This is a genomic window from Streptomyces sp. NPDC001599, from assembly GCF_042893535.1.
Classification (GTDB): Bacteria; Actinomycetota; Actinomycetes; order Streptomycetales; family Streptomycetaceae; genus Streptomyces.
In genome coordinates, this window is the sequence record NZ_JBIAVA010000006.1 from 147,084 (window position 1) to 168,551 (window position 21,468).

The following is a 21,468-nucleotide window of genomic DNA, read 5'->3' on the forward strand; positions in this document are numbered from 1 at the left end:
CGATCCGCAACGCATTCCGCATTTCCTTCTCTTCACATTCTCCGAAGGAGATGGAAGATCGTTACGACCGCCTTGTTCCGCTCCGGTCAGGTTCGTTTTCCGGGCCCCGCGCCGGGCCGCGGCGAACGCACGGCATTCTGCCGCTGCTGCGGAAGGGACACCGGATCGGCGGCCGCCCTGCCCGGATCGTCACCCGGAGTGACCGCGGCGCGCTGCCGGTGGCGCGGCACCGCCCGCCGCGGCGGACGGGTGAGCGTGATCTGGCGGATGACCTGCTGGAAGCAGACCAGCGAGGCCAGGCCGGGCAGGGCGGCCGCCGCGCCGTCGCTGATCGTCCTGGGCGCCTCCGCGATGCAGAGCAGCATCGCGATGGCCGAGAACAGCAGGACGACGGCCCAGGAGTGCACCGCGCGGCGCTGGTGCAGCGCGGCCCGCAGCACCGCCAGCGAGGCCACCAGCCAGGGCCCGTAGACCAGCAGCGGCCACCAGGACACGACGCTGCCGCGGGTGCGGGTCACGGCGGCCAGCCGCAACGGTTCGTAGGCCACCATGCCGCCGAACAGGCTCACGGAGGCGGCGATGACCGCGGCGAGCGCCGCGACGAACAGGCTCGCGGCGCGCAGCCGGCTCACCTTTCTCCCTCTGCGGACCCTGCGGTGACTCGTCGGGGACTCCCTCAACGGGGGCAGCTCCGCCGTGATCTCCTGCAAGTTGCTCAGCGGTGTGCCGGGGGCGGGTGCGAGCGCCGAGGTGTCCGTCGCGGAGGGTGCTCCGGTCTGCTGCTCCATCGCGTCCTGGAGCAGGAACGCGAGTTCCTCGGCCGGGTCCCAACCGGGTTCGGGCGGGACCAGGGTCTCCTGGGAGGCCGCCTCGGGCGCGCGGTGCCGACCGGTGCCCGTGGTGCGGAACGGACCTTCGCCGTACGGCATGCGGGGGTGAGTGTGTTCTCCGTAGTGTTCTTCGTACACGAGGTGCCGGTCACTCCGCCCGGGTGTACGTCAAGGAGCCCTGCGCCCGGCCCCACCGCTCGGCGAGGCCGGTCTCCAACTCGGTCATGACGTCCAGGAACCGCTGCAGCACGGGTTCGGTCACCCGGAGCGGGACGGGGTGCCCGCCTCTGGTCAGAGTTCCGTCGCTCGGTGACGGACAGTGATTTCTGCCGGGCCTGTAGGTGTACGGGCCAAGCGCCGTGAATTCCCCGTGTTCCTCGGTCATATCCGAAGTAACGTCTGCCTACTCCGTCGGATGCGCGGCAGTCGAGTGAACGATTTCTGCGATACTTACCCAATCTCGAATTCACACCGGTTCGGTCGCCGTCCGGTACGAAAATCGTCGGAGATCGCGCGACCGGGGGAAGAAGCGCGGCCCGACGGCGCGTCCGGGCCCGGTACGGGTCCTGGCGGCGCGTGACCTAGGGTGGCCGTGACCACGGACAGCGCAGGAGCGGCGATGAAGCGAGCGGCACCCGGGCGGGCACACGCCCACGTCCGCGGTGTGCTGGCCCTCCTCGTGGCCGTGGTGGGGCTGCTGTGCGTCTTCGCGCACGCGGAGAGCGGAGCACGGGGGACGCCCGCGCCCGCTGCGGAGCGGGTACACACCGCGGCCGCAGCCCCAGCCGCAGCCAAACCGTCCGACGGTGCCGCGGCACCGTGCGGCAAGAAGGCGATCGGCGACTCAAGTGTCCAGCGGGCCGAGAACCCGCCGCCGTCCGCCGCCTTCCCGCGCGCGACGTCGCCGCACACCGATCCCGCGCCCCTCGTGCCACAGCACTTCGGCGTGTTCGCCGGCGGCCCCGATCCGCCCCCACCGACCCTTCACTCCGTTCTGCGGATGTAGACCGGCCCGTTCGGCCGCGTCCCTGCATCCTCGGAAACGGAGTTCTTCGGCATGCCCTCTTCCCCGCGCTCATGGCGGCGGGCGGGTGCGGCACTACGTGATTGGCGGTCCCGGCAGTGGACCGTGGCGGGCGCGGGTGCGCTGGCCACGGCGGTCCTGGTCGGCGCGCCCACCGACGTGGTGCCCAATCCGCTCTTCGGCCGGTCGGTCCCCGTGCAGTGGTGGAACTACCCGGCCCTGGCCGTCACGGCCGTCCTGGCCGGCATCGTCCTGACCACCTACGTGCGCCGGCCCTCGTCCTCCCCGGAGCCGCACGCCGCCGACGGCGGCCGGCTCGGGGCGATCGGCGGGGTGCTCTCCTTCTTCGCCGTCGGCTGCCCGGTCTGCAACAAGTTCGTCCTCGTGCTCCTCGGAGCCTCCGGCGCTTTGAGCTACTGGGCTCCGCTGCAACCGCTGCTGGCCGTGCTGTCGGCGGGGCTGCTCGCGGAAGCCGCGCTGCGCCGCCTCTCCGCCGAGACCGAGTGCCCGGTCACGCCCTCGGCCTGACCCGCGGCACGGCTGCGCACCCCTCACTCTTTGTCTTCCTTTCCCTCCTCACCCGTCTGAGGTACCCCATGACTGGATCCACCCCCTCCTCCACCCCGTCCTCCACCTCCACCCCGTCCCCGTCCCGCCGCGGCCGCGGCCGCGGACGGACGGTCGCTGCCGTGGCGGTGCTCGTCGCCGCCGCGGTGACCGCGGCCTTCGCCCTCACGCTCGACGACGCGGACAACCGTGAGGAGAAGGCCGGTGAACCCCCGACCGTCACCGGCCCCGCCGACCCGGCGCCCGCCGACGAGGGATTGCTCGCCCTCGCCCGCCGCGACGCGTCCGATCCGCTGGCGGTCGGGCGCCCGGACGCTCCGGTGGTGCTGATCGAGTACTCCGACTTCCAGTGCCCGTTCTGCGGCCGGTTCGCCCGCGAGACCAAGCCCGAACTGCTGCGCTCGTACGTGGACAAGGGAACGCTGCGCATCGAGTGGCGCAACTTCCCCATCTTCGGCGAGGAGTCCGAACAGGCGGCGCTGGCCGGCTGGGCGGCCGGGCGGCAGCAGAAGTTCTGGGAGTTCCACGACGTCGCCTACGGCAAGCCGCGCGAACGCAACACCGGTGCCTTCGACGCCGAGAACCTCGTCGCCATGGCCCGCGAGGCGGGAATCGCCGACATCGAACGCTTCCAGGCCGACATGGCCTCCGACGAGGCCCGCGGCGCCGTCCGCGAGGACCAGGAGGAGGGCTACACCCTGGGCGTGACCAGCACCCCGGCGTTCCTGGTCAACGGCAGGCCGATCCTGGGCGCCCAGCCGACGGACACCTTCGAGGAAGCCGTCGAGACCGCGGCGAAGACGGCGAAGACGACGACGAATTCGGCCGGACGATGAGCGAAGCCGGCCTGGCGATGGCCTTCCTCGGCGGCCTGCTCGCCCTGCTCAGCCCGTGCAGCGCACTGCTGCTGCCGGCCTTCTTCGCCTACTCCTTCACCAGCCGCACCCGGCTGATGGCACGCACCGGCCTGTTCTACGCCGGACTGTGCACGACGCTGGTACCGCTCGGCGTGGCCGGTTCGTTCGCCAGCCGCCTCTTCTACGGGCACCGGGACGCCCTGGTCACGGCGGGAGGGTGGACGGTCATCGCCCTGGGCGTGGCCCAGATCGCCGGGCTGGGCTTCGGCTCCCGCCGGATGGCGCGGGCCGCGGGCGGACGCCGTTCGGGCTCGGCCCTGTCGGTGTTCGCCCTCGGAGCGGTGTACGGGCTGGCGGGATTCTGCGCCGGACCGATCCTCGGCTCCGTCCTCACCGTGGCGGCCGTGGACGGCGACCCGCTGCACGGCGGGGTGCTGCTCGCCGTCTACGCGCTGGGAATGGCGGTCCCGATGTTCGTACTGGCGCTGCTCTGGGACCGGTTCGACCTGGGCCGCAGGCGCTGGCTGCGGGGCCGGACCTTCCGCGCGGGCCCGTTGACCCTGCACAGCACCACCCTCCTCGGCGGCCTGCTCTTCATCGCGCTCGGAGTGGCGTTCCTGGCCTTCGACGGCACCTCCGCACTGCCGTCGGTGCTGGACACCGACACGGAGTTCGCCCTGGAGGAACGGCTGTCCGACATCGGCGCGGCGGTGTCCGACCGGGTGGTCCTCCTGGTCCTGGCCGGGGTGGCGGCGCTGACCGCCCTGCTGGTGCTGCTCCGGCCCGGCGGGAGGCGGCAAGCACAGCCACCGCCGGAGTCCGGGCCGGGGGAGGGTGATTCAGCCGCGCACTCACGCATGAGGACGTAGCCCACTACTGTGTGTTGCCGCTGGGCTCGTCGTCACGACCGGGCGGCTGGTGTGGGAGAGCGGCGGGACGACTGGGATGCCGAGCGGTCGACGCCGCTGGCGGCCGGGCCGGCGGGGAAGTTCGAGCGGCAACCCGTCCGGAACTCCGTGGACCCGCGCCCCGACGACGAGGCAGGACCCTCGTCACCGTCGACCTCGTCGGCAGACTCCGGTTGTGGGGCATCAAGCCGAGCGCCCCGGTCGGTGAGCCGATCGCCTCCCCCTCCACGGGAGTCAGGTCGATCACCTTCAGCCCCGACGGCGCTATGCTCGCCGCCGCGTACGAGGACGGCGGCGTGCGGCGGTGGGACTTCCGCCGGCGGCGCCGAGGTGGGCGGTCCGTTCCTCGCCCACACCAGTACGGGTCGAGTCCGTCGCCTTCGGCCCGGGCGGGCGGGTCCCTCGCGGTCGTCGACTCCGAGGAGGCCGTGCGCCTCTGTAACGGCGCCGTGCTCGCGATCGGGTCCGACGGCCCGATGCGGGAGCGCCTCCTCCCGGTGTCGTGGCGGGTGCCCGTCGGAAGGGGCCGCTCGGGCGTCCGGCCAGTGTTCCCTTCCCTGAAGCGTCTCGCGTGTCATGGTTGCGGCGCCTGTGGGTGACCCGGAAGTCGGCCTGTCAGCGGCACCGGTTGTGGCGGGCGAACGTGGCCAACAGCCCCACCGCGACCCCGGCGAGCAGCGTGCGCGCGACCGTCATGCGCAGGCGCGGGTGAGTCACGCGTCCAGCCGGGCGGCGATCCCGTCGAGGACCATGCCGAGGAGCCGTTCGAACCGTCGGTCGCCGTCGTCGTGGAGGTGTCCGGCCTCCTTGACCAGTGACGCACCTTCGCCGAGCCAGACGTCGCGCCGGTCGATCGAGTAGCGCGACGGATCGGCCCCGGCAGCCTGGCGCCTCTCCTGCTCCTCGATGACGAAGCCGACGACGAACGCGGTGACCAGGTCGATGGCGTCGTCCGCGTCGGTGGGCTTCCAGCCGGACGCGGTCCAGCGTTCGAACAGCGGCTCCTTCATGCGGATCACCTCAGGGTCGGTGATCCGGGTGCCGCTGAAGATGCGGGCCCCGTCGCGGTGGAGCAGGTACTCCGAGCGCAGCACGCGGCTGTAGGCGGCGAGGTCGTCGCGCCACCCGTCGCCCGGCGGGACCGCGGCGAGGGCGCCGGCCACGCGGCGCATGACCTCGGTGGCCATCTCGTCGAGCAGCTCCTGCTTGTTGCGCACATGCCAGTAGAGGGCGGAGGGGCGGACGTCCAGCCGGGAGGCGAGTGCGCGGACGGTGAGGGCGTCCATGCCCTGGTCGTCGAGGAGTTCGAGCGCCGCCGCGACGATCTGCTCCCGGGTGATGCCCTTGGTCATGGTTGACACCTTAACAGCGTTCAGGAATGCTGGCTACGGCGCTGAACTTAGTTAAGGAAGGCCCGTGATGCGTGCTGCCGTCGTCACCGCGCCCGATGCGTCGCCCGTCTGCGGACCTGCTGTGCGGCCGGCGAATCCGGATCACCGGGAGCGGCGGCGGATCGCGGTCAGCCGGAGCCGTCCATTCGTCAGAACGTGATCGGAGAAAGGAAAGCCATGCAGAAGAGGGCATTAGTGGTGGGGCTCGGGATAGCGGGGATGTCCGCGGCCATCGGGCTGCGCCGGGCCGGTTGGACGCCGGTGATCGTCGAACGGGCACCCGAGCGACGTACCGGGGGCTACTTCATCTTCATGTTCCCCGAGGGTGTGCGGGCCGCGGCCGACCTGGGGATCGCCGACCACCTGCACACCCGCAACCCGGAATGGCGACCGGGCGGGAACTCGTGGTCGGTGGATCGCCGGGGCAGGCGGAAGCCGGCCCTGGGACTGCTGGACGCGCCCAGCGGGCTGGCAGCGGTGCTGCGCAGCGACATCGAGGCCGCGTTGTGGCAGGGCATCACCGGCGACGGCACCGAGGACGCGGTCGAGGTGAGGTTCGCGACCACTCCGGTCGAGATCACCGAGGGCGCCGGCGGGGTGCAGGTCCTGCTCGAGGACGCCGGCACCGGGAAGCAGTACCGCGAGGACTTCGATCTCGTGGTCGGCGCGGACGGGATGCGCTCGAGCGTGCGCCGGATGGTGTTCGGTCCGGACGAGGACTACCTGGCGAACTGGAAGGCGATGATCTGCGCGTTCCAGCTGAAGGAGCAGGTGCCTTCCTACGAGGCGAGCGACAGCATCATCGTCTCGCGCCCCAAGCGTGCGATGTGGGTGTTCGGGCTCGCGGACCACGCGCCCTGCGCGTGGCTGACCTACCGCACCGAGGACATCCCGGACCGGTTCGCCGGGTCGTCGATCGAGCAGGTGCGCGCGGCCTTCTCCGGGATGGACGACGACCCCGTGGTGCGCCACGTCCTGGACTCCCTGGAGCAGGCCCCTGACCACGTGTTCGACTCCATCCACCAGGTGAAGATGGACCGGTGGAGTGCGGGGCGGGTCGTGCTGGTGGGGGACGCGGCCTGGTGCATGAACACCTACTCGGCCATGGGCTCCTCGTCCTCGCTGCGCGGCGGCGCCGCACTGGGTGCGGCCCTGCGGGAGCACCCCGACGACCTCGCCGCCGCGCTGGACGCCTGGGAGGCCGGCCTGCGTCCCTACATCACCAGCCAGCGGCGCTCCGCACGGATCAAGCAACAGCGGTTCGTACCGTCCAGCCGCCCGGTCCAGGTGCTGGTATCGGGCGTTCTCGATCTGGTCCGCAGGGTCGTCCACCGTCGGCTGGCGGCGGAGTTCACCGCCGCGACGGCCGCTGTCCCGTCCGGTACGGCGCGGTGACGGCCATGCCGAAGAGGGCGTTGGTGGTGGGGCTCGGCATAGCGGGGATGTCCGCCGCGATCGGGCTGCGCCGGGCCGGTTGGACGCCGGTGATCGTCGAACGGGCGCCCGAGCGGCGCACCGGGGGCTACTTCGTCGGGCTGTTCCCGGAGGGCCGGCAGGCCGCGGTCGACCTTGGCATCGCCGACCACCTGCACACCCGCAACCCGGAACGGGCGGCCGGCACGAATGCGTGGTCGGTGGCTCGCCGGGGCAGGCGCAGGCCGGCTCTGGGATTCCTGGACCAGCCCGGAGGGCCGGCAGCGGTGCTGCGCGGCGACATCGAGGCCGCGCTGTGGCAGAGCATCACGGGTGTCGAGGTGCGGTTCGCGACCACTCCGGTAGCGATCACCGAAGGTCCTGCCGAGGTGCAGGTCCTGCTCGAGAACGCCGACACCGGTGCCCAGTACCGCGAGAGCTTCGACCTGGTGGTCGGCGCGGACGGGATGCGCTCGAGCGTGCGCCGGATCGTGTTCGGTCCGCACGAGGACCACCTGACCACGTGGAACGCGATGATCTGCGCCTTCCAGCTGAAGGAGCAGGTGCCCACGTACGAGGCGAGCGACAGCATCATCATCGCGCGCGCCAAGCGGGCGGTGTGGGTGTTCGGGCTCGCCGACCACGCGCCCACCGCGCTGCTGACCTACCGGACAAGGGACATCCCGGAGCAGTTCAGCGGGTCGCGGGTCGAGCGGCTGCGCGCGGTCTTCTCCGGGTTGGACGACCCCGTGGTGCGCCACGTCCTGGACTCGCTGGAAGAGGCCCCTGACCACCTGTTCGACTCGATCCACCAGGTGAAGATGGACCGGTGGAGTGCGGGGCGGGTCGTGCTGGTGGGGGACGCGGCCTGGTGCATGAACCTCTACTCGGGCATGGGTGCCACGTCCTCGCTGCGCGGCGGCGCCGCACTGGGTGCGGCCCTGCGGGAGCACCCCGACGACCTCGCCGCCGCGCTGGACGCCTGGGAGGCCGGGCTGCGTCCGTTCATCACCAAGCACCAGCGCACCGCGCGGCTCAAGCAGCAGATGTTCGTCCCGTCCAGCCGTCGGGCCGAGGCGCTGCGCTCGGTCCTCGTCGGTCTGGCCCGCAGGATCCGCGGCCGCCGGCCGGCGACGGAGGCGGACGGGTCGCAGGCCATGGAGTTGTCCGGCACGTCGCGTTGACGACGGTGTCCGCGTCGGACAGGGCCGATCCGTGTCGTAGGAGCCTGGTGCGCTGCGGGCATCGCGGTGGCCGGGCGGCTCGCGCCCCTGCTCGTGACGGATCGCCCCTGTTTCTGTCCGTCCCCCGGTCATTTCCCCTGCGTCACGACGGGCTCTCGCCGGAAGGCCGTACCCCAAAAAAAGAGTCAGAGGGTGCTGTCCAGGAAACTGCAGTGACGCTCCAGGTGTGCCGTCAAATCGAGACCGATACTGCGGCGCACTCATCGAGAAACGAGGAGAAAATGCCGAAATCGCTGGTACGCAAGAACCTGGCCATTGGGCTAGTGATCACGGTCGTCATGACGACGCTGTCGGTGGTTATGGCGGACGACGGCAGCAAGCTGGAGGAATTCAGGATGTCGCTGATGGTGGGCTTTTTGATGACGGGGGCGGTGACAGGGGGTACCTGGTTGCTGCGGCGGAAACGTTCGGCACCGTGAGGGGCGTTGGACCGCCCCGTTGATGCTGGACCCGCACCCGGTCTCCTTGGAGATGAACGACTGTCCCACCGGCAAACTGCGGACCTGACCTCGGTACAGCAGATGTGAACACTGAGCCCTGCCACGGTCCTCGACGCCGCACCGCCTACCGCGCTGTCTGGGAAGGCATGCCTCTCTGGCAAGATCGGTAGCGGTCGGTGTGCAGGTACTGGTAGTAGTCGGCGGTGGCAGTAGACCTGTGGACCCCAGTGATATCGATGGTCGGTGTGGCTGTAGGTGGTGCGTTGACGTATCTGACCCAGCGCACGACGCAGCGGGCAGCCGACCGGGCTGAAGAACGAAGAAGGGCTGCGGCGTGGGCGGAGGAGCGTCGTACCGAGCAGATCAGGACCGTGCTGGAGTTCATCCGGTGTGCGCTGGAGGCTGAGGGCGTGGCGCATGCGCGGCCACCTCAATGGGAGGTTGGTGATGACTGGTATGTGACGGCCAGGCCCGCGATGGACGGTCTTCGAATAGCCGAGAAGAGCATCGAGTTGCTGAGTGCTCCTGGCCTTCACTCACCGACGACCGCCTATGCCCGCGCTCTCAATCAAGCGGTCTGGCAGGAGCGTGATGAGGGGAACCTGTCCGAGCGCCTCGAGCCATTCAAGGCGGAGTTTCTCGCCCTGGCACGCCGCAGCCTGGCCTGACGTCGCAGGCTCGCCTGCCCGCGCCTCGCGTGACACACGGATGATGGATGGGTCCGGCCGTGGACCGCGCGTTCCCCGGCCGCGGCGGGGGCGGAGTTCTGCGCATACCGACGGACACACCTTCGTCACGCGTGTCCCCGTGCACCACCTCGCCTGATGCCGGGACATCGGCCTTCCTCGCGACCCCGGAAGGTGATCGTTCCGTTCCGTTGCGTGAGATTCCTGTCTGCGCAGGGTGACAAGAGTCGACCGCCGGGTGACCGGCTCTGTGAGGGCGCGCACAGGGCCCAGGTCACACGGGGCCGGGGTTAGTAGACGCCCGACGGCCGCTCGCCGGTGTGGCCGTCGGCCGTCCGGGCGAGTCGGGCGGCCGGTCTGCGAAGCGGCGTAGTAGGTCACACACTTGTCGCGGCGCCGGAACGTTCCGCAGTGTGTTCGACGTACCGGGGAGCCGAGCGCCGGGACCGGACGGGAAGAGCCCGTCCGTGACCCAGACACCGGCCCTGATGACGCGAAGCCGCGTCCAACGCGGACACCGCGTCGCCGACCCCCCGTCGGCCTCCCCATCACGTTCCCGAATGGAGAGGTACACCCGTGCACGCCATCATGCGCCGCCCCAGCATCCGTAAGTCCGCCGTGGCCTCCCTCGCCGCCGCGGGCGCCGCCGCCGTCACCCTCACCCTCGCCCCGAGCCCGGCACACGCCGCCGAGCCTGCCAAGACGTCCACCGCGCAGACCCAGGCCCAGACCGACAAGATCAAGGCCATCGTCAAGGCCGGCGAGAAGAAGCACGGCGACGACCTCGACGGCTGGATCCGCACCGCCCTGGACGTCATGGACGCCAAGAACATCCCGGGCACCTACGAGGGCCTGCACCGCAACATCATGCGCGAGTCGTCCGGCAACCCGACCGCGCAGAACAACTGGGACGTGAACGCCCAGAACGGCATCCCCTCGAAGGGCCTGCTCCAGACGATCCAGCCCACCTTCGACGCCTACCACGTCAAGGGCACGAAGGACTCCATCACCGACCCGGTCGCCAACATCGTCGCCGCCTGCAACTACGCGGCCGACAAGTACGGCTCCATGGACAACGTCGACTCCGCCTACTGACCGGCGGACCCACCGACCGCCTGAGCCCCCAGGGACGACCGGTCCCGCGCGGAGGCCGGCGGGGCCCAGGCAGCATGGCGGGGCCGGAAGGACGACACGTCCCTTCCGGCCCCGCCTGTTTCCGAACCCTGTCAGACACCCGCACGGACTCGGTGCGCCTCGGTGCGCGGCACGTCCCGGGTGCTCCGATCCGCTTCAGCCGCCGATGGGCGTTACCCCTGAGGGAGCCGGGACCAGTCGGTACCCGCCGGCCTCGCGCAGCACGTGTCCGGCGGTGGGCGGGGGGAAGTGGCTCCCGAGCAGGAGAGCTGACGTACCGGCCAGTGAGCCGAGCACCTGGTTCCGGGTCCTGGCCGCGAGTTCGGGAGCGACGTCCACACAGCTGCAGAGCTCCGGATGCGCCATCTGGACCGGGTGGTGGATGCTGTCACCGGTGACCAATGCGGTCTCGCCACGGCTGCTCAGTCCCACCGCCACCTGCCCCGGTGTGTGACCGGGGGTGGGCAGCAGACGGATGCCCGGCGCGACGTCCGTGCCCTCGTCCGCGACATCGATGAGGTCGAACAGACCTGCTTCCCGGACGGGATGGACCGAGTCCCGGAACATCTGCCGACGCGCCTCCTCCATGTCGACGCCCGCCCAGTAGTCCCACTCGGTGCGTGAGGTGAGATAGCGCGCGTTCGGGAAGGTGGGCACCCAGGCGTCGCCCTCGGCACGCGTGTTCCACCCCACATGGTCGGCGTGGAGGTGGGTCAGGACCACGAGGTCAACGCTCTCCGGCGCGAAGCCCGCCGCCCGTAGCCGTGCTTCGTAGTCGCTGTTCAGGTTGTGCCAGGCGGGGTTGGCGCGCCGCTTCCCGTTTCCGATGCCGGTGTCCACCAGCACCCGCATCCCGTCCACCTCGACGGCGAAGCTGTGACTCGCCAGGCGCAGCACGCCTTGTTCGTCGGCGAATTCGGGGCTCAGCCAGGGAGTCCCGCTCACGAGGCCGGTGGTTGCCCCGGGCAGCAGCCACGGACCGGTCGGGGCGGGCAGGGCCACTTCGTCGATGCGTCGGACGGTGTGGTCGCCCACCGTCCAGGAAGAGGCGGGGGGAGCGATGGACTTGGTCGTTCGAGGTGAGGTGAACACGGCGACTTCCTTACCTGTTACGGGTCGCGAGGACGGAGATGTCTGGAGTGGGTGTGTCGGGTGTGTCGGATGTGTCGGGTGGATCGAGGCGTGCAATGCGGGCGGCAGGCGTCCGGATGAGGAGGTGCGGGGAGGCGCGAGGCCCGCAGGGACGCTCTGCATGAGGGTCTTCCAGTGCTAAAAGCGATTGGTTTGCTTTAAGTCACCGTAGGTCCTACTGTCGACTAAAGCAAACGATTCGCTTTTGCGGTGGTCGGAGGTCCTGTACCAGCCCCGGCCCGTCGCGCCGTACAGATCCGGAAGGAAGCCATGACCAGCGAACTCACCCCCCAAGAGGCAGCCCGAGGGGCGCTGCGGGCGGGGCTCCCTCTCGGGGACGGCCGGCACGAAGGAGTGGCCATGACGGCCAACTACATCCACTCCGTGATCAGCACATTGCGCGAGCTCGATTTCGGCGAGGCCCCTCCCGCGTCCTCCTACCGGGCCGGACAGGGGAACGCCGATGCAACCGTTTGAGCTGTCGCTGACCGAAGCCTCCCGTGCGGTGCGCGCACGGGAGCTGTCCCCGGTCGAACTCACCGAATCGGTACTCGCCCGTATTGCCGCCGTCGAAGGACGGCTGGGCGCCTACGTCACCGTCGCCGCCGACGCGGCCCTGGCCGCAGCGGTCCGCGCCGAACGGGAGATCTCCGGAAGCGGACCGCGCGGGCCACTGCACGGGATCCCCATGGCGCTCAAGGATCTGATCGACGCGGAGGGGATGCCCACCACGGCGAGCTCGCACGTCCGGGCAGGGCACGTGGCGGAACGCGACAGCCGGGTGGCCGAACGGCTCGGCGCCGCCGGGGCCGTCCTCCTGGGCAAGACGCACACGCACGAGTTCGCCTACGGCCTGACCACTCCGCAGACGAACAACGCCTGGGACCAAAGCCGGGTCGCGGGCGGGTCGAGCGGCGGCTCGGCGGTAGCTGTCGCCGCCGGCGGGGCGACGTTCGCCATGGGCACGGACACGGGCGGTTCCATCCGGGTCCCCGCTGCCCTGAACGGCGTGGTGGGCCTCAAGCCGACCTACGGCCTGGTCCCACGCACAGGCGTGACCTCGCTGTCCTGGTCCCTGGACCACGTGGGCCCGCTCACCCGCACCGTCCAGGACGCCGCGCTGGTGCTGTCGGCGACCGTCGGCCACGACCCGCGCGATCCGGCGAGCGTGTCCGGCCCGATGCTGGACCGCTTCCCGGGAGGCGACCTGCGAGGACTGAAGGTCGGCGTACCGCGGAACCACTACTTCGACCGGGTCGCGCCCGAGGTCGAGGAGTCCGTACGCGGCGCGATCGAGCGGCTGGCGGAGCTGGGGGCGGAACTCGTCGACGTCGAGATCCCGATGGCGCGTTACGTCCAGGCCGTTCAGTGGGGGCTGATGGTTCCCGAGGCCACCGCCTACCACGAGCGGTCGCTGAGGGCCACCCCCGACCTGTACGCGGCGGACGTTCGCATCCTGCTGGAGGCCGGCGAACTCACCTCTGCGGGCGACTACCTCCGCGCCCAGCGGGCCCGCACCATGATGCGAGACGCCTGGGCTCGCATGTTCGACGGAATCGACGTCCTCGCCGCGCCGACGGTGCCGATGACCGCCACCGGGGCGGGGCAGGAAGCCGTCGAGTGGGCCGATGGTACGACCGAGGCCGTGTCGGACAGCTACGTCCGCCTCTGTGCCCCGGCCAACATCACCGGCGTCCCGGCCCTCACCCTGCCGGTCGGTCACGACCGCGCCGGACTGCCGATCGGTATGCAGCTGATGGCGCGCCCCTTCCACGACGCGACGGTGCTCCGTGCGGGCCGGGTCTACGAAGAGTCGGTGGCCGGCGCGGGGCGGCTTGCTCCCCTCGCTGCCTGAGGGAAGGCGGACGTTCCAGCCGGCCTGCGGTCGCGTCGCCGCAGGGGCGTCCGCCGTGCTCCGCCGCCCGGACACGCAGCCCCGCGGGTCGCCGACGCCGGCCACCGCCTAGAAGCAACAGAATCGCATTAAGGTGGATCGCATGAGTCCCAAGCCCATGGTCCGCCCCGGCGGGCGCAGCGCACGCGTACAGGAGTCCGTCCATGCGGCGGTACGCGAACTCGTAGGGGAGGTGGGCCGCGACGCGCTCACGGTCCCGATGGTGGCCGCTCGGGCGGGCGTGACCCCCTCCACGGTCTACCGTCGTTGGGGCGACCTGCAGGAACTCCTGTCAGACGTGGCCGTCGAACGACTGCGCCCGGAAACGGATCCGGCCGATCTCGGAAGCCTGCGGGCCGATCTCGACGCGTGGGCGGAACAGTTCGTCGACGAGATGGCCTCGCCGCCCGGGCGCGCCTACATCCGGGACGCCCTGCTCGGCGACCCCGACGGGACCAATGCCGGTCAGTGTTCGGCGTATGCCGCAGAGCAGATCGACGTCGTGTTGGCCCGTGCGGTGCAGCGGGGGGAGCCGGTGCCCGAGACGGAACTGCTGATCGACCGCGTCGTGGCGCCGATCATGTACCGCATCCTCTTCCGCCCCGGCCGACTGGACGCCGCATACGCGCGCGAGCTCGTGACGAACGCCGTGTACGCCCAGCAGACCGAGGCCGGCGCTCGCCCCAACCAGGCCGCCGCCCCTCGGCGCTCGAAGAAGAACCCCGACAACTGACCACTTCGCTCGTCGGGCGGTCTGGCCACTGGGCCGTGGAGGCCAAGCGGCCGGCTGTACTGGCAGGGGTCATGAATTCCCCAGCAATGACCGACCAGGACGTGGCCCTGGGGCGTGACGCCCGTGTGGCGCTCCGTGCGCACGACGGGCCCTTCGGCGGAGCATAAAGCGAGCAGAAGTCCCAGCGGCGCCTACGAGTACCCTCCTGCCCCGCATTTGCGCAGGCCAGGAGGGGTCTCACGCTGCTTTATCTTAGAACTTTCAGATGTCCCGGGAGAGACCAGTCAGCTTTGTGACCTGCGGCGATGAGTGGTCAGCGGACGCTGACCTGCATGAAAGACCTTTCGGTTGTTTCGCGCTCTGGCCTGTTGATGCAGCCGAAAGTCCCAGAAAGGTCCCAGGAGACTCCCAGTGCCAGCGGATGATCTTTCCGCCACCGCAGGCCTTGATCGGTCAGCCTCAGAGCGCGGCCTTGATCCAGTGCAGGATCCGTGCGTTCGTCCTGGGTGCGTTCTTGTGCAGCTGCACGTCGTGGCCGCTGTTGGGCACGACGATCGATGTGAGGTCGGCCTGGTCGGAGTAGTACGGGCGCTCGTTGGCGAGCATCCTCCTCGGGGTGCAGGTGTCAACGGTGCAGTATTGGTCCTTGTCGCCGGTGACTAGGAGGGTGGGCACCTTGATCGCCTGAGAAGGGGACTGCGCGGCGGGAAGGCTCTCGTTGTCGGAGTCTGCGGCGGTGCTCACGTCCTTGAGGCGCTCGTCGGCCTTGATGACGGCCGGGTCGGTGTTGGGGGTGTAGTAGAAGAACTGCCGCATGCCGACGTTCGTGGTCAGGTAGCCAGAGTCGTTGATCCTGCCGTGGAACTTGGGGTCGTCCTTCGCCTTGATCTCGAACTTGACGTCCTCGCCGGGACCGTCGTCGGAGGGCTCCTCCTGGCGGACGACGTGGCTCATGCTGGTGAGCACGAAGGCGTCGACGTCGTTGTTGTACTTCGCGGCCTGAGCCCATGCCATGGACGAGCCCAGCGAGTGGCCGACCCAGACGACCTTGTCGAAGGCTCGGTCCCTGACCTGACCGTCACGCAACCGGCTGATGACCTGGTGGATGGCGTCCGTGCTGGATTCGAGGGTGTACTTCGAGCTGGGCGGCAGTGTGCTCTTGCCTGTGGCGAGCCGGTCGATGTTGAAGGTGGAGAAGCCCTCGTCGAGGGCCTTGGACACGTAGGAGTAGCGGCCGTTTTCCACCGGCATGTCGTAGTAACTGTGGTTGTAGGTCGAGCCGGGGACCAGCAGCTGCACGGTCTTGCTCACCTTGGTCTTCTGGCGCGGCTGGCACAGTTCCCCGTAGATGTGGGCCCTTCCTGTCTTCTTGACCGACACCGGCACTCGTACCTCGAAGCAGGCCGCGTCGGGGTGCAGCTTCTGCACGCTGCTGGGGGAAGTGTGCGCGTCGGCCGAGCGTGCGGAGGCGGAAGTCTTGGCCTGCGCGCTGGTGATCACCGGCACAGCGATCCCCGCCACGGCGATGGCCGCCAACGCGGCCGTGAGAGCTTTGGCCCTCGGTGAGAAGGTCCTGAGGTGTCCGGTCATGGTCATTCTCCTAGAGGGGGGCCGGAGGAGAGCGTGAGAGGGCAGGCCGAAGCTCGGCCGCGACGGCGATTTGGTGGGACCAGCCGCGCTCAGGTGCCCGATACGAGGGCGAGTTGACGTGGGGCGCGGGAATGGCTTGGGCTGGCGAGACAGTGCGGAATGCCTGCGAGCGCTGCCGTGCAAGCGTGCTGTCATGCTCGGCGGGGCGCCGTTCCTCCTCGGCCCGCAGTCGTGCCTCCTCCTCGGCCTGCTTGCGACCTCCTCGGCAATGCGCCGACAAGGGCCGCGGCCGGGCTAGTTCTGGGCACCGGCGAACCAGCGGGCGGCTGCCTGCTCCAACGTTCCGATGTCCAGGTCCTGTCCGGCGGCCCAGGCCACTACGCCGTCGGGGCGAACGAGTACCGCGGTGAAGCCGAGGTCGTTGCGCGCCGGGCCGGCGGCGTACTGGATCCGGCCCTCCCAGTGCTGAGCGGCGCGCTGCAGCCGGTCATCGGTACGGAAGTCGAGCAAGACGCCCTGGCCCTGACGGAGCAACTCTCCCAAGCGGGTGCCGTCCTCGAAGCGGAAGTCGGGGGCGGTAGAGCCCGCGAGCTGGTGAGCGTCGCTCACGTCGTAGCGGTTGAACAGACCCGTTGTCCGCCGGTAGGCGAGGGTCGTGCCGTCCGTGGTACTCAGCAGTTGGTGGACCAGCTGTCGCAGCGCGGGGGCATTGGGGCCCGGCTTCATGGTCGCCACCTGGGCCCGCGACCAGTCCAGCACCGCAGCTCCCACCGGGTGGCGCTCGCTGGTGTAGGTGTCGAGCAACCCCTCGGGCGCGGTGCCGCGCACGGTCGCAGCGAGCTTCCAGCCGAGGTTGGCCGCGTCCCCGATGCCGAGGTTGAGTCCCTGCCCCCCAAGGGGCGAGTGAATGTGCGCCGCATCCCCTGCCAGCAGGACACGCCCCCTGCGATACGTCGTGGTCTGCATGGCTCGGTCGGTGAAGCTCGACGCCAGGCGCACCCCGGTCAGCGACACGTCCGCACCGGTGATGCGCCGCAGGACATCCTGGAGATGCTCGCGGGTCAGTGGCTGGGACCGGTCGAAGGCGCCGGCGTCGAAGTCCATCATGCCCAGATGCCCCTCGAAGGGGGTGCGCAGATACATGCCGTTGTCCGTCAGGTTGAAGCCCAGCGACAACTGGTCGGGGTCGGCGAAGGTGACTTGGGCGACGTAGCCGGTGAACAGTGGATCTGTACCGGTGAAGTCGAAGCCCGCCAGGCCCCGCACCGTGCTGCGTCCGCCGTCGCAACCGACCAGGTAGCGCGCCTGGTACTCCTGACCTCCGGCCGTGACCGTGACGTGTTCGTCGTCCTGCGTGAGGGCCGTGACGGGCTTGCCGCGCAGGATCTCTACGCCCAGCTCGGTGGCGCGCTCAGCCATGACCGAGATGACTGCCTCCAGGCTGGTCATGAAGCCTTCCATCGCCGGGCTTGGCAGCCGGAACGGCAGTGCGGCCACGTCGATGTCGGCCGCGTTCAGGCCCATACCGGCGAAGTGACTCACATCCCGGGGATCCGGTGCCTGGATGGCGTCGGGAGCCGCGCCGACCTTCGCCGGGTCGGCATGCGAAGCGCGTATCACTGCATCCAGCAGGCCGCTGCGGTGGAACGTCTCGGCCGACCCGGCGCTCAGGCCGCGCAAGCCCAACGGGAGCGCCTTCCAGGGGGAAGTTGCTTCTGCGTCGCGTTCCAGGACCACGACGGACGCGCCGCCCAGGGCGAGCTCGGCGGCCAGGAACAAGCCGACGGGTCCGCCGCCTGCGATTACTACGTCACGCATGATGAGATTCCTTTCAGAGACACGCGCTGGGGTGGGCCGGCCGGGACGGGTCAGCCGAGCCGGGCAAGCCCGTCGAGAATCACGGCGATGCCGGTGAGGAACTGCTCGCGGTCGTCGTGCGTGCTCACCTGGACGACGATGGCGTGCATGAACGGGTAGTCCTCGGCATTGAGGTTCTGCCAAGCCGCCGCGGTCTCGTCGAGGAACTCGCCGCGGTTGTGCGAGCCGTCGGGGGCGTCGCCTTCCATCCGGGTGTTCTGGCTGACGGCACCGAGGATGTAGTGCACCAGCGTCGAGGCGGCGTCGAACCAGGACGCCTGGGGCACACCCAGCGCCCCGACCTGGCAGCCGATCCGCTCGAAGATGCCGACCGTCACCGGGCCAAACGGCTTGCGGACCACCTGCTGGGTCAGCCGCGTCGCGAGCCACGGGTGCTCGGTGATCGCGTCGAACAGAGCCAGCGCGACGGAGCGGATCTCGTCCCCGGGTGCGGCTGAAGCCTGAACGGGCTTTGCCGCCAGGGCTGCTGTGACGAGCGTCTCGGTCGCCGTGTCCAGCAGGTCGTCCCGGCTGCCCACCCGGTAGTAGATGGCTCCCGAACCGGTGGACAGGCGCTCGGTGAGAGCCCGCGTGGTCATGGCCGCCTCACCGCCCGCGTCGAGCAACTCGATCGCCGTCTCGATGATCCGCTCCCGGGAGAGCACCTGGTTACGCCGCTCCGAGCGGGGGTTCCTCGTTGCCATGCCTCCAGCGTGACACATTTGGTGCGCCGAACCAAATTGGTTCAGCGCACCAAAAGGTCACTCCGCAGGATTTCCGATGCGTGAGATCGGTTACGGCTCGACCACTGCCTTCGGCACCGCGTTTTCCCGCGTTACCGGATCGGCTCCTGGCCGGTACGCCCGTCAGGCCAGGCCGCGCTTGCGGCCCGGTACTTTCCTTGCCGCATCACGCCCCGTCGACTTCGCGCTCCCGGCCGTCCGGTCGCGGACACCCAGGAGGTCACCCGCACGGACTCGGTGCGCGGCACGTCCCGGGTGCTCCGATCCGCTTCAGCCGCCGATGGGCGTTACCCCTGAGGGAGCCGGGACCAGTCGGTACCCGCCGGCCTCGCGCAGCACGTGTCCGGCGGTGGGCGGGGGGAAGTGGCTCCCGAGCAGGAGAGCTGACGTACCGGCCAGTGAGCCGAGCACCTGGTTCCGGGTCCTGGCCGCGAGTTCGGGAGCGACGTCCACACAGCTGCAGAGCTCCGGATGCGCCATCTGGACCGGGTGGTGGATGCTGTCACCGGTGACCAATGCGGTCTCGCCACGGCTGCTCAGTCCCACCGCCACCTGCCCCGGTGTGTGACCGGGGGTGGGCAGCAGACGGATGCCCGGCGCGACGTCCGTGCCCTCGTCCGCGACATCGATGAGGTCGAACAGACCTGCTTCCCGGACGGGATGGACCGAGTCCCGGAACATCTGCCGACGCGCCTCCTCCATGTCGACGCCCGCCCAGTAGTCCCACTCGGTGCGTGAGGTGAGATAGCGCGCGTTCGGGAAGGTGGGCACCCAGGCGTCGCCCTCGGCACGCGTGTTCCACCCCACATGGTCGGCGTGGAGGTGGGTCAGGACCACGAGGTCAACGCTCTCCGGCGCGAAGCCCGCCGCCCGTAGCCGTGCTTCGTAGTCGCTGTTCAGGTTGTGCCAGGCGGGGTTGGCGCGCCGCTTCCCGTTTCCGATGCCGGTGTCCACCAGCACCCGCATGCCGTCCACCTCGACGGCGAAGCTGTGGCTCGCCAGGCGACCCGGCTGGCGGCCGGACTGCCGCAATGCGCGCAGCGAGCGGCCAGAAGTCCCAGAAAAGTCCCAGGGATGGCCGGAAGCCCCCCCAGTCCCGCGTTTCTGCAGGTCAGGAGGGGTTTCGCGCTACTATCTGTTAGAGTTCTCAGATGTCCCGGAAGATCTCGATCTGCGCCCCGATCGAGTTCAGCCGCTCTGCGAGGTCCTCGTAACCGCGGTTGATGACGTACACGTTGCGCAGCACCGACGTGCCCTCGGCGGCCATCATCGCGAGGAGGACGACCACGGCGGGGCGCAGGGCGGGCGGGCACATCATCTCGGCGGCGCGCCAGCGGGTGGGGCCCTCGACCAGGACGCGGTGGGGGTCCAGGAGTTGGAGGCGGCCGCCGAGGCGGTTCAGGTCCGTGAGGTAGATGGCGCGGTTGTCGTAGACCCAGTCGTGGATGAGGGTCTGGCCCTGGGCCGAGGCCGCGATCGCCGCGAAGAAGGGGACGTTGTCGATGTTCAGGCCGGGGAAGGGCATCGGGTGGATCTTGTCGATGGGCGCCTCCAGCTTGGAGGGGCGCACCGTCAGGTCCACCAGGCGGGTGCGGCCGTTGTCGGCGAAGTACTCCGGGGTGCGGTCGTGGTCGAGGCCCATCTCCTCCAGGACCGCCAGCTCGATCTCCAGGAACTCGATGGGGACCCGGCGCACCGTCAGCTCCGACTCCGTGACCACGGCGGCGGCCAGCAGGCTCATCGCCTCTACCGGGTCCTCGGAGGGGGAGTAGTCCACGTCGGCGTCGATGACCGGCATGCCGTGCACGGTGAGGGTGGTGGTGCCGATGCCCTCGACGCGGACGCCCAGGGCCTCCAGGAAGAAGCAGAGGTCCTGGACCATGTAGTTGGAGGAGGCGTTGCGGATGACGGTGACGCCGTCGTGGCGGGCGGCGGCCAGGAGGGCGTTCTCCGTCACCGTGTCGCCGCGCTCGGTCAGGACGATCGGGCGGTCCGGGCGGACGGTGCGGTCGACCACCGCGTGGTAGTGGCCCTCGGTCGCGGCGACGTCCAGGCCGAAGCGGCGCAGCGCGATCATGTGCGGCTCGATGGTCCGGGTGCCGAGGTCGCAGCCGCCGGCGTAGGGCAGCCGGAAACGCTCCATGCGGTGCAGCAGCGGGCCGAGGAACATGATGATGGAGCGGGTGCGGACGGCCGCCTCGGCGTCGATGGCCTCCATGTCCAGCTCGGCCGGCGGCACGATCTCCAGGTCGGTGCCGTCGTTGATCCAGCGGGTGCGCACACCGATGGAGTTGAGCACCTCCAGGAGGCGGTAGACCTCCTCGATGCGGGCAACCCGGCGCAGCACCGTGCGCCCCTTGTTGAGCAGCGAGGCGCACAGCAGGGCCACGCAGGCGTTCTTGCTGGTCTTGACGTCGATGGCGCCGGAGAGGCGACGGCCGCCGACCACGCGCAGGTGCATCGGACCCGCGTAGCCCAGGGAGACGATTTCGCTGTCCAGCGCTTCGCCGATCCGGGCGATCATCTCAAGGCTGATGTTCTGGTTGCCGCGTTCGATGCGGTTGACGGCGCTCTGGCTGGTGTTGAGCGCCTCCGCGAGCTGTGACTGCGTCCAGCCGCGGTGCTGCCGCGCGTCACGGATGAGCCTGCCGATGCGTACGAGGTAGTCGTCTGCCATGAGGTTGAGGCTATCTCAGATATGAGATCGCGCCTCTCGGGGGGTCCGTTCGGGTGACGTGACGTCAAGTAACCCCCGGTCACGCCTCAGCGGCGCCTGCTCGTCGTCGTGCGACGCCATCCGAAAGGCCCCGGCAAATCCATCGATGTCGTACGACGTCCGGTGCTGCTGCGGGTGTGGCGCGGACCGTTCCGGCCTCCGGTCGTGATGGACCACGAGCGTTTGTTGATGTTCAGCCGCACTCCCGGGAGGATCCGGAAACTCTTGCGGAACGTGAGCGGCATCGTGCCCCCTTCCGTGTCGCGCCGGCTCGGTCCGGCACGCATCGGATACCCCCGTCCGGCGTAGT

General features: G+C 69.9%; 21 protein-coding genes. 12 read left to right on the plus strand and 9 right to left on the minus strand.

Translation table 11 applies throughout. The features are described 5' to 3' along the window. Positions 1–86 precede the first annotated feature (86 nt). On the minus strand, positions 87–929 hold the full coding sequence (locus tag ACFYZ3_RS17660; protein ID WP_388518165.1) for a DUF2637 domain-containing protein: 843 nt from the start codon (positions 927–929) through the stop codon (positions 87–89). 520 nt (positions 930–1,449) lie between these two features. Between ACFYZ3_RS17660 and ACFYZ3_RS17665 the strand changes: the two genes are divergently transcribed. The 4 genes from ACFYZ3_RS17665 to ACFYZ3_RS17680 all read left to right on the plus strand — a co-directional run bounded on the left by ACFYZ3_RS17665 (position 1,450) and on the right by ACFYZ3_RS17680 (position 4,147). Further along, positions 1,450–1,836 (plus strand): hypothetical protein, encoded by a 387-nt coding sequence (locus tag ACFYZ3_RS17665; protein ID WP_388518168.1) that lies wholly within the window; start codon positions 1,450–1,452, stop codon positions 1,834–1,836. A 51-nt stretch (positions 1,837–1,887) separates the two neighbouring features. Beyond that, the gene (locus ACFYZ3_RS17670) at positions 1,888–2,382 is read left to right on the plus strand and encodes a hypothetical protein (protein WP_388518171.1); all 495 of its coding nucleotides are present in this window, start codon (positions 1,888–1,890) and stop codon (positions 2,380–2,382) included. A gap of 68 nt (positions 2,383–2,450) precedes the next feature. Beyond that, positions 2,451–3,257, plus strand: a complete 807-nt coding sequence (locus ACFYZ3_RS17675) for a DsbA family protein (protein WP_388518174.1) — start codon at positions 2,451–2,453, stop codon at positions 3,255–3,257. Next, a complete protein-coding gene (locus tag ACFYZ3_RS17680) occupies positions 3,254–4,147 on the plus strand; it encodes a cytochrome c biogenesis CcdA family protein (RefSeq protein WP_388518177.1) in 894 nt (297 codons plus the stop codon). The genes ACFYZ3_RS17675 and ACFYZ3_RS17680 overlap by 4 nt, the downstream gene beginning before the upstream one ends. A 752-nt stretch (positions 4,148–4,899) precedes the next feature. On the opposite strand, the gene ACFYZ3_RS17685 is transcribed toward ACFYZ3_RS17680, so the two are convergent. Beyond that, a complete protein-coding gene (locus tag ACFYZ3_RS17685; protein WP_361006793.1) occupies positions 4,900–5,538 on the minus strand; it encodes a TetR/AcrR family transcriptional regulator C-terminal domain-containing protein in 639 nt (212 codons plus the stop codon). 216 nt (positions 5,539–5,754) lie between these two features. Between ACFYZ3_RS17685 and ACFYZ3_RS17690 the strand changes: the two genes are divergently transcribed. The 5 genes from ACFYZ3_RS17690 to ACFYZ3_RS17710 all read left to right on the plus strand — a co-directional run bounded on the left by ACFYZ3_RS17690 (position 5,755) and on the right by ACFYZ3_RS17710 (position 10,455). Beyond that, the gene (locus tag ACFYZ3_RS17690; RefSeq protein WP_388518180.1) at positions 5,755–6,972 is read left to right on the plus strand and encodes an FAD-dependent monooxygenase; all 1,218 of its coding nucleotides are present in this window, start codon (positions 5,755–5,757) and stop codon (positions 6,970–6,972) included. A gap of 5 nt (positions 6,973–6,977) precedes the next feature. Beyond that, on the plus strand, positions 6,978–8,174 hold the full coding sequence (locus ACFYZ3_RS17695) for an FAD-dependent monooxygenase (protein ID WP_388518183.1): 1,197 nt from the start codon (positions 6,978–6,980) through the stop codon (positions 8,172–8,174). A 212-nt stretch (positions 8,175–8,386) separates the two neighbouring features. Beyond that, on the plus strand, positions 8,387–8,653 hold the full coding sequence (locus ACFYZ3_RS17700; RefSeq protein WP_361006787.1) for a hypothetical protein: 267 nt from the start codon (positions 8,387–8,389) through the stop codon (positions 8,651–8,653). 284 nt (positions 8,654–8,937) lie between these two features. Continuing rightward, the gene (locus tag ACFYZ3_RS17705) at positions 8,938–9,342 is read left to right on the plus strand and encodes a hypothetical protein (protein WP_361006785.1); all 405 of its coding nucleotides are present in this window, start codon (positions 8,938–8,940) and stop codon (positions 9,340–9,342) included. Between the two features lie 594 nt (positions 9,343–9,936). Further along, positions 9,937–10,455 (plus strand): transglycosylase SLT domain-containing protein, encoded by a 519-nt coding sequence (locus tag ACFYZ3_RS17710; RefSeq protein WP_361006783.1) that lies wholly within the window; start codon positions 9,937–9,939, stop codon positions 10,453–10,455. Positions 10,456–10,650: 195 nt separating this feature from the next. Here the strand turns inward: ACFYZ3_RS17710 and ACFYZ3_RS17715 are convergent, their stop codons facing one another. After that, positions 10,651–11,586: an MBL fold metallo-hydrolase gene (locus ACFYZ3_RS17715; RefSeq protein ID WP_388518187.1), complete on the minus strand. Its 936-nt coding sequence runs from the start codon at positions 11,584–11,586 to the stop codon at positions 10,651–10,653. Between the two features lie 309 nt (positions 11,587–11,895). Between ACFYZ3_RS17715 and ACFYZ3_RS17720 the strand changes: the two genes are divergently transcribed. The 3 genes from ACFYZ3_RS17720 to ACFYZ3_RS17730 all read left to right on the plus strand — a co-directional run bounded on the left by ACFYZ3_RS17720 (position 11,896) and on the right by ACFYZ3_RS17730 (position 14,252). After that, positions 11,896–12,102 (plus strand): hypothetical protein, encoded by a 207-nt coding sequence (locus ACFYZ3_RS17720; protein WP_388518190.1) that lies wholly within the window; start codon positions 11,896–11,898, stop codon positions 12,100–12,102. Next, positions 12,089–13,480, plus strand: a complete 1,392-nt coding sequence (locus tag ACFYZ3_RS17725; RefSeq protein WP_388518191.1) for an amidase — start codon at positions 12,089–12,091, stop codon at positions 13,478–13,480. Before ACFYZ3_RS17720 ends, ACFYZ3_RS17725 begins: the two co-directional genes overlap by 14 nt. A 142-nt stretch (positions 13,481–13,622) precedes the next feature. After that, entirely contained in the window at positions 13,623–14,252 is a 630-nt protein-coding gene (locus ACFYZ3_RS17730; protein ID WP_388518194.1) for a TetR/AcrR family transcriptional regulator, read from the plus strand. Positions 14,253–14,711: 459 nt separating this feature from the next. On the opposite strand, the gene ACFYZ3_RS17735 is transcribed toward ACFYZ3_RS17730, so the two are convergent. The 6 genes from ACFYZ3_RS17735 to ACFYZ3_RS17760 all read right to left on the minus strand — a co-directional run bounded on the left by ACFYZ3_RS17735 (position 14,712) and on the right by ACFYZ3_RS17760 (position 21,403). Continuing rightward, entirely contained in the window at positions 14,712–15,842 is a 1,131-nt protein-coding gene (locus tag ACFYZ3_RS17735) for an alpha/beta hydrolase (RefSeq protein ID WP_388518197.1), read from the minus strand. Positions 15,843–16,136: 294 nt separating this feature from the next. After that, positions 16,137–17,660, minus strand: a complete 1,524-nt coding sequence (locus ACFYZ3_RS17740; RefSeq protein WP_388518200.1) for an FAD-dependent oxidoreductase — start codon at positions 17,658–17,660, stop codon at positions 16,137–16,139. Positions 17,661–17,710: 50 nt separating this feature from the next. Then, positions 17,711–18,403: a TetR/AcrR family transcriptional regulator gene (locus ACFYZ3_RS17745; protein WP_388518202.1), complete on the minus strand. Its 693-nt coding sequence runs from the start codon at positions 18,401–18,403 to the stop codon at positions 17,711–17,713. Positions 18,404–18,712: 309 nt separating this feature from the next. After that, positions 18,713–19,474, minus strand: coding sequence for an MBL fold metallo-hydrolase (locus ACFYZ3_RS17750; RefSeq protein WP_388518205.1), 762 nt, complete (start codon positions 19,472–19,474; stop codon positions 18,713–18,715). Between the two features lie 115 nt (positions 19,475–19,589). Beyond that, positions 19,590–21,119 (minus strand): UDP-N-acetylglucosamine 1-carboxyvinyltransferase, encoded by a 1,530-nt coding sequence (locus tag ACFYZ3_RS17755; RefSeq protein WP_109029773.1) that lies wholly within the window; start codon positions 21,117–21,119, stop codon positions 19,590–19,592. An 86-nt stretch (positions 21,120–21,205) separates the two neighbouring features. Next, positions 21,206–21,403 carry a DUF4236 domain-containing protein gene (locus ACFYZ3_RS17760; RefSeq protein ID WP_076976921.1) on the minus strand — a complete coding sequence of 66 codons (198 nt, stop codon included), beginning with the start codon at positions 21,401–21,403 and terminating at the stop codon, positions 21,206–21,208. Positions 21,404–21,468: the final 65 nt, after the last annotated feature.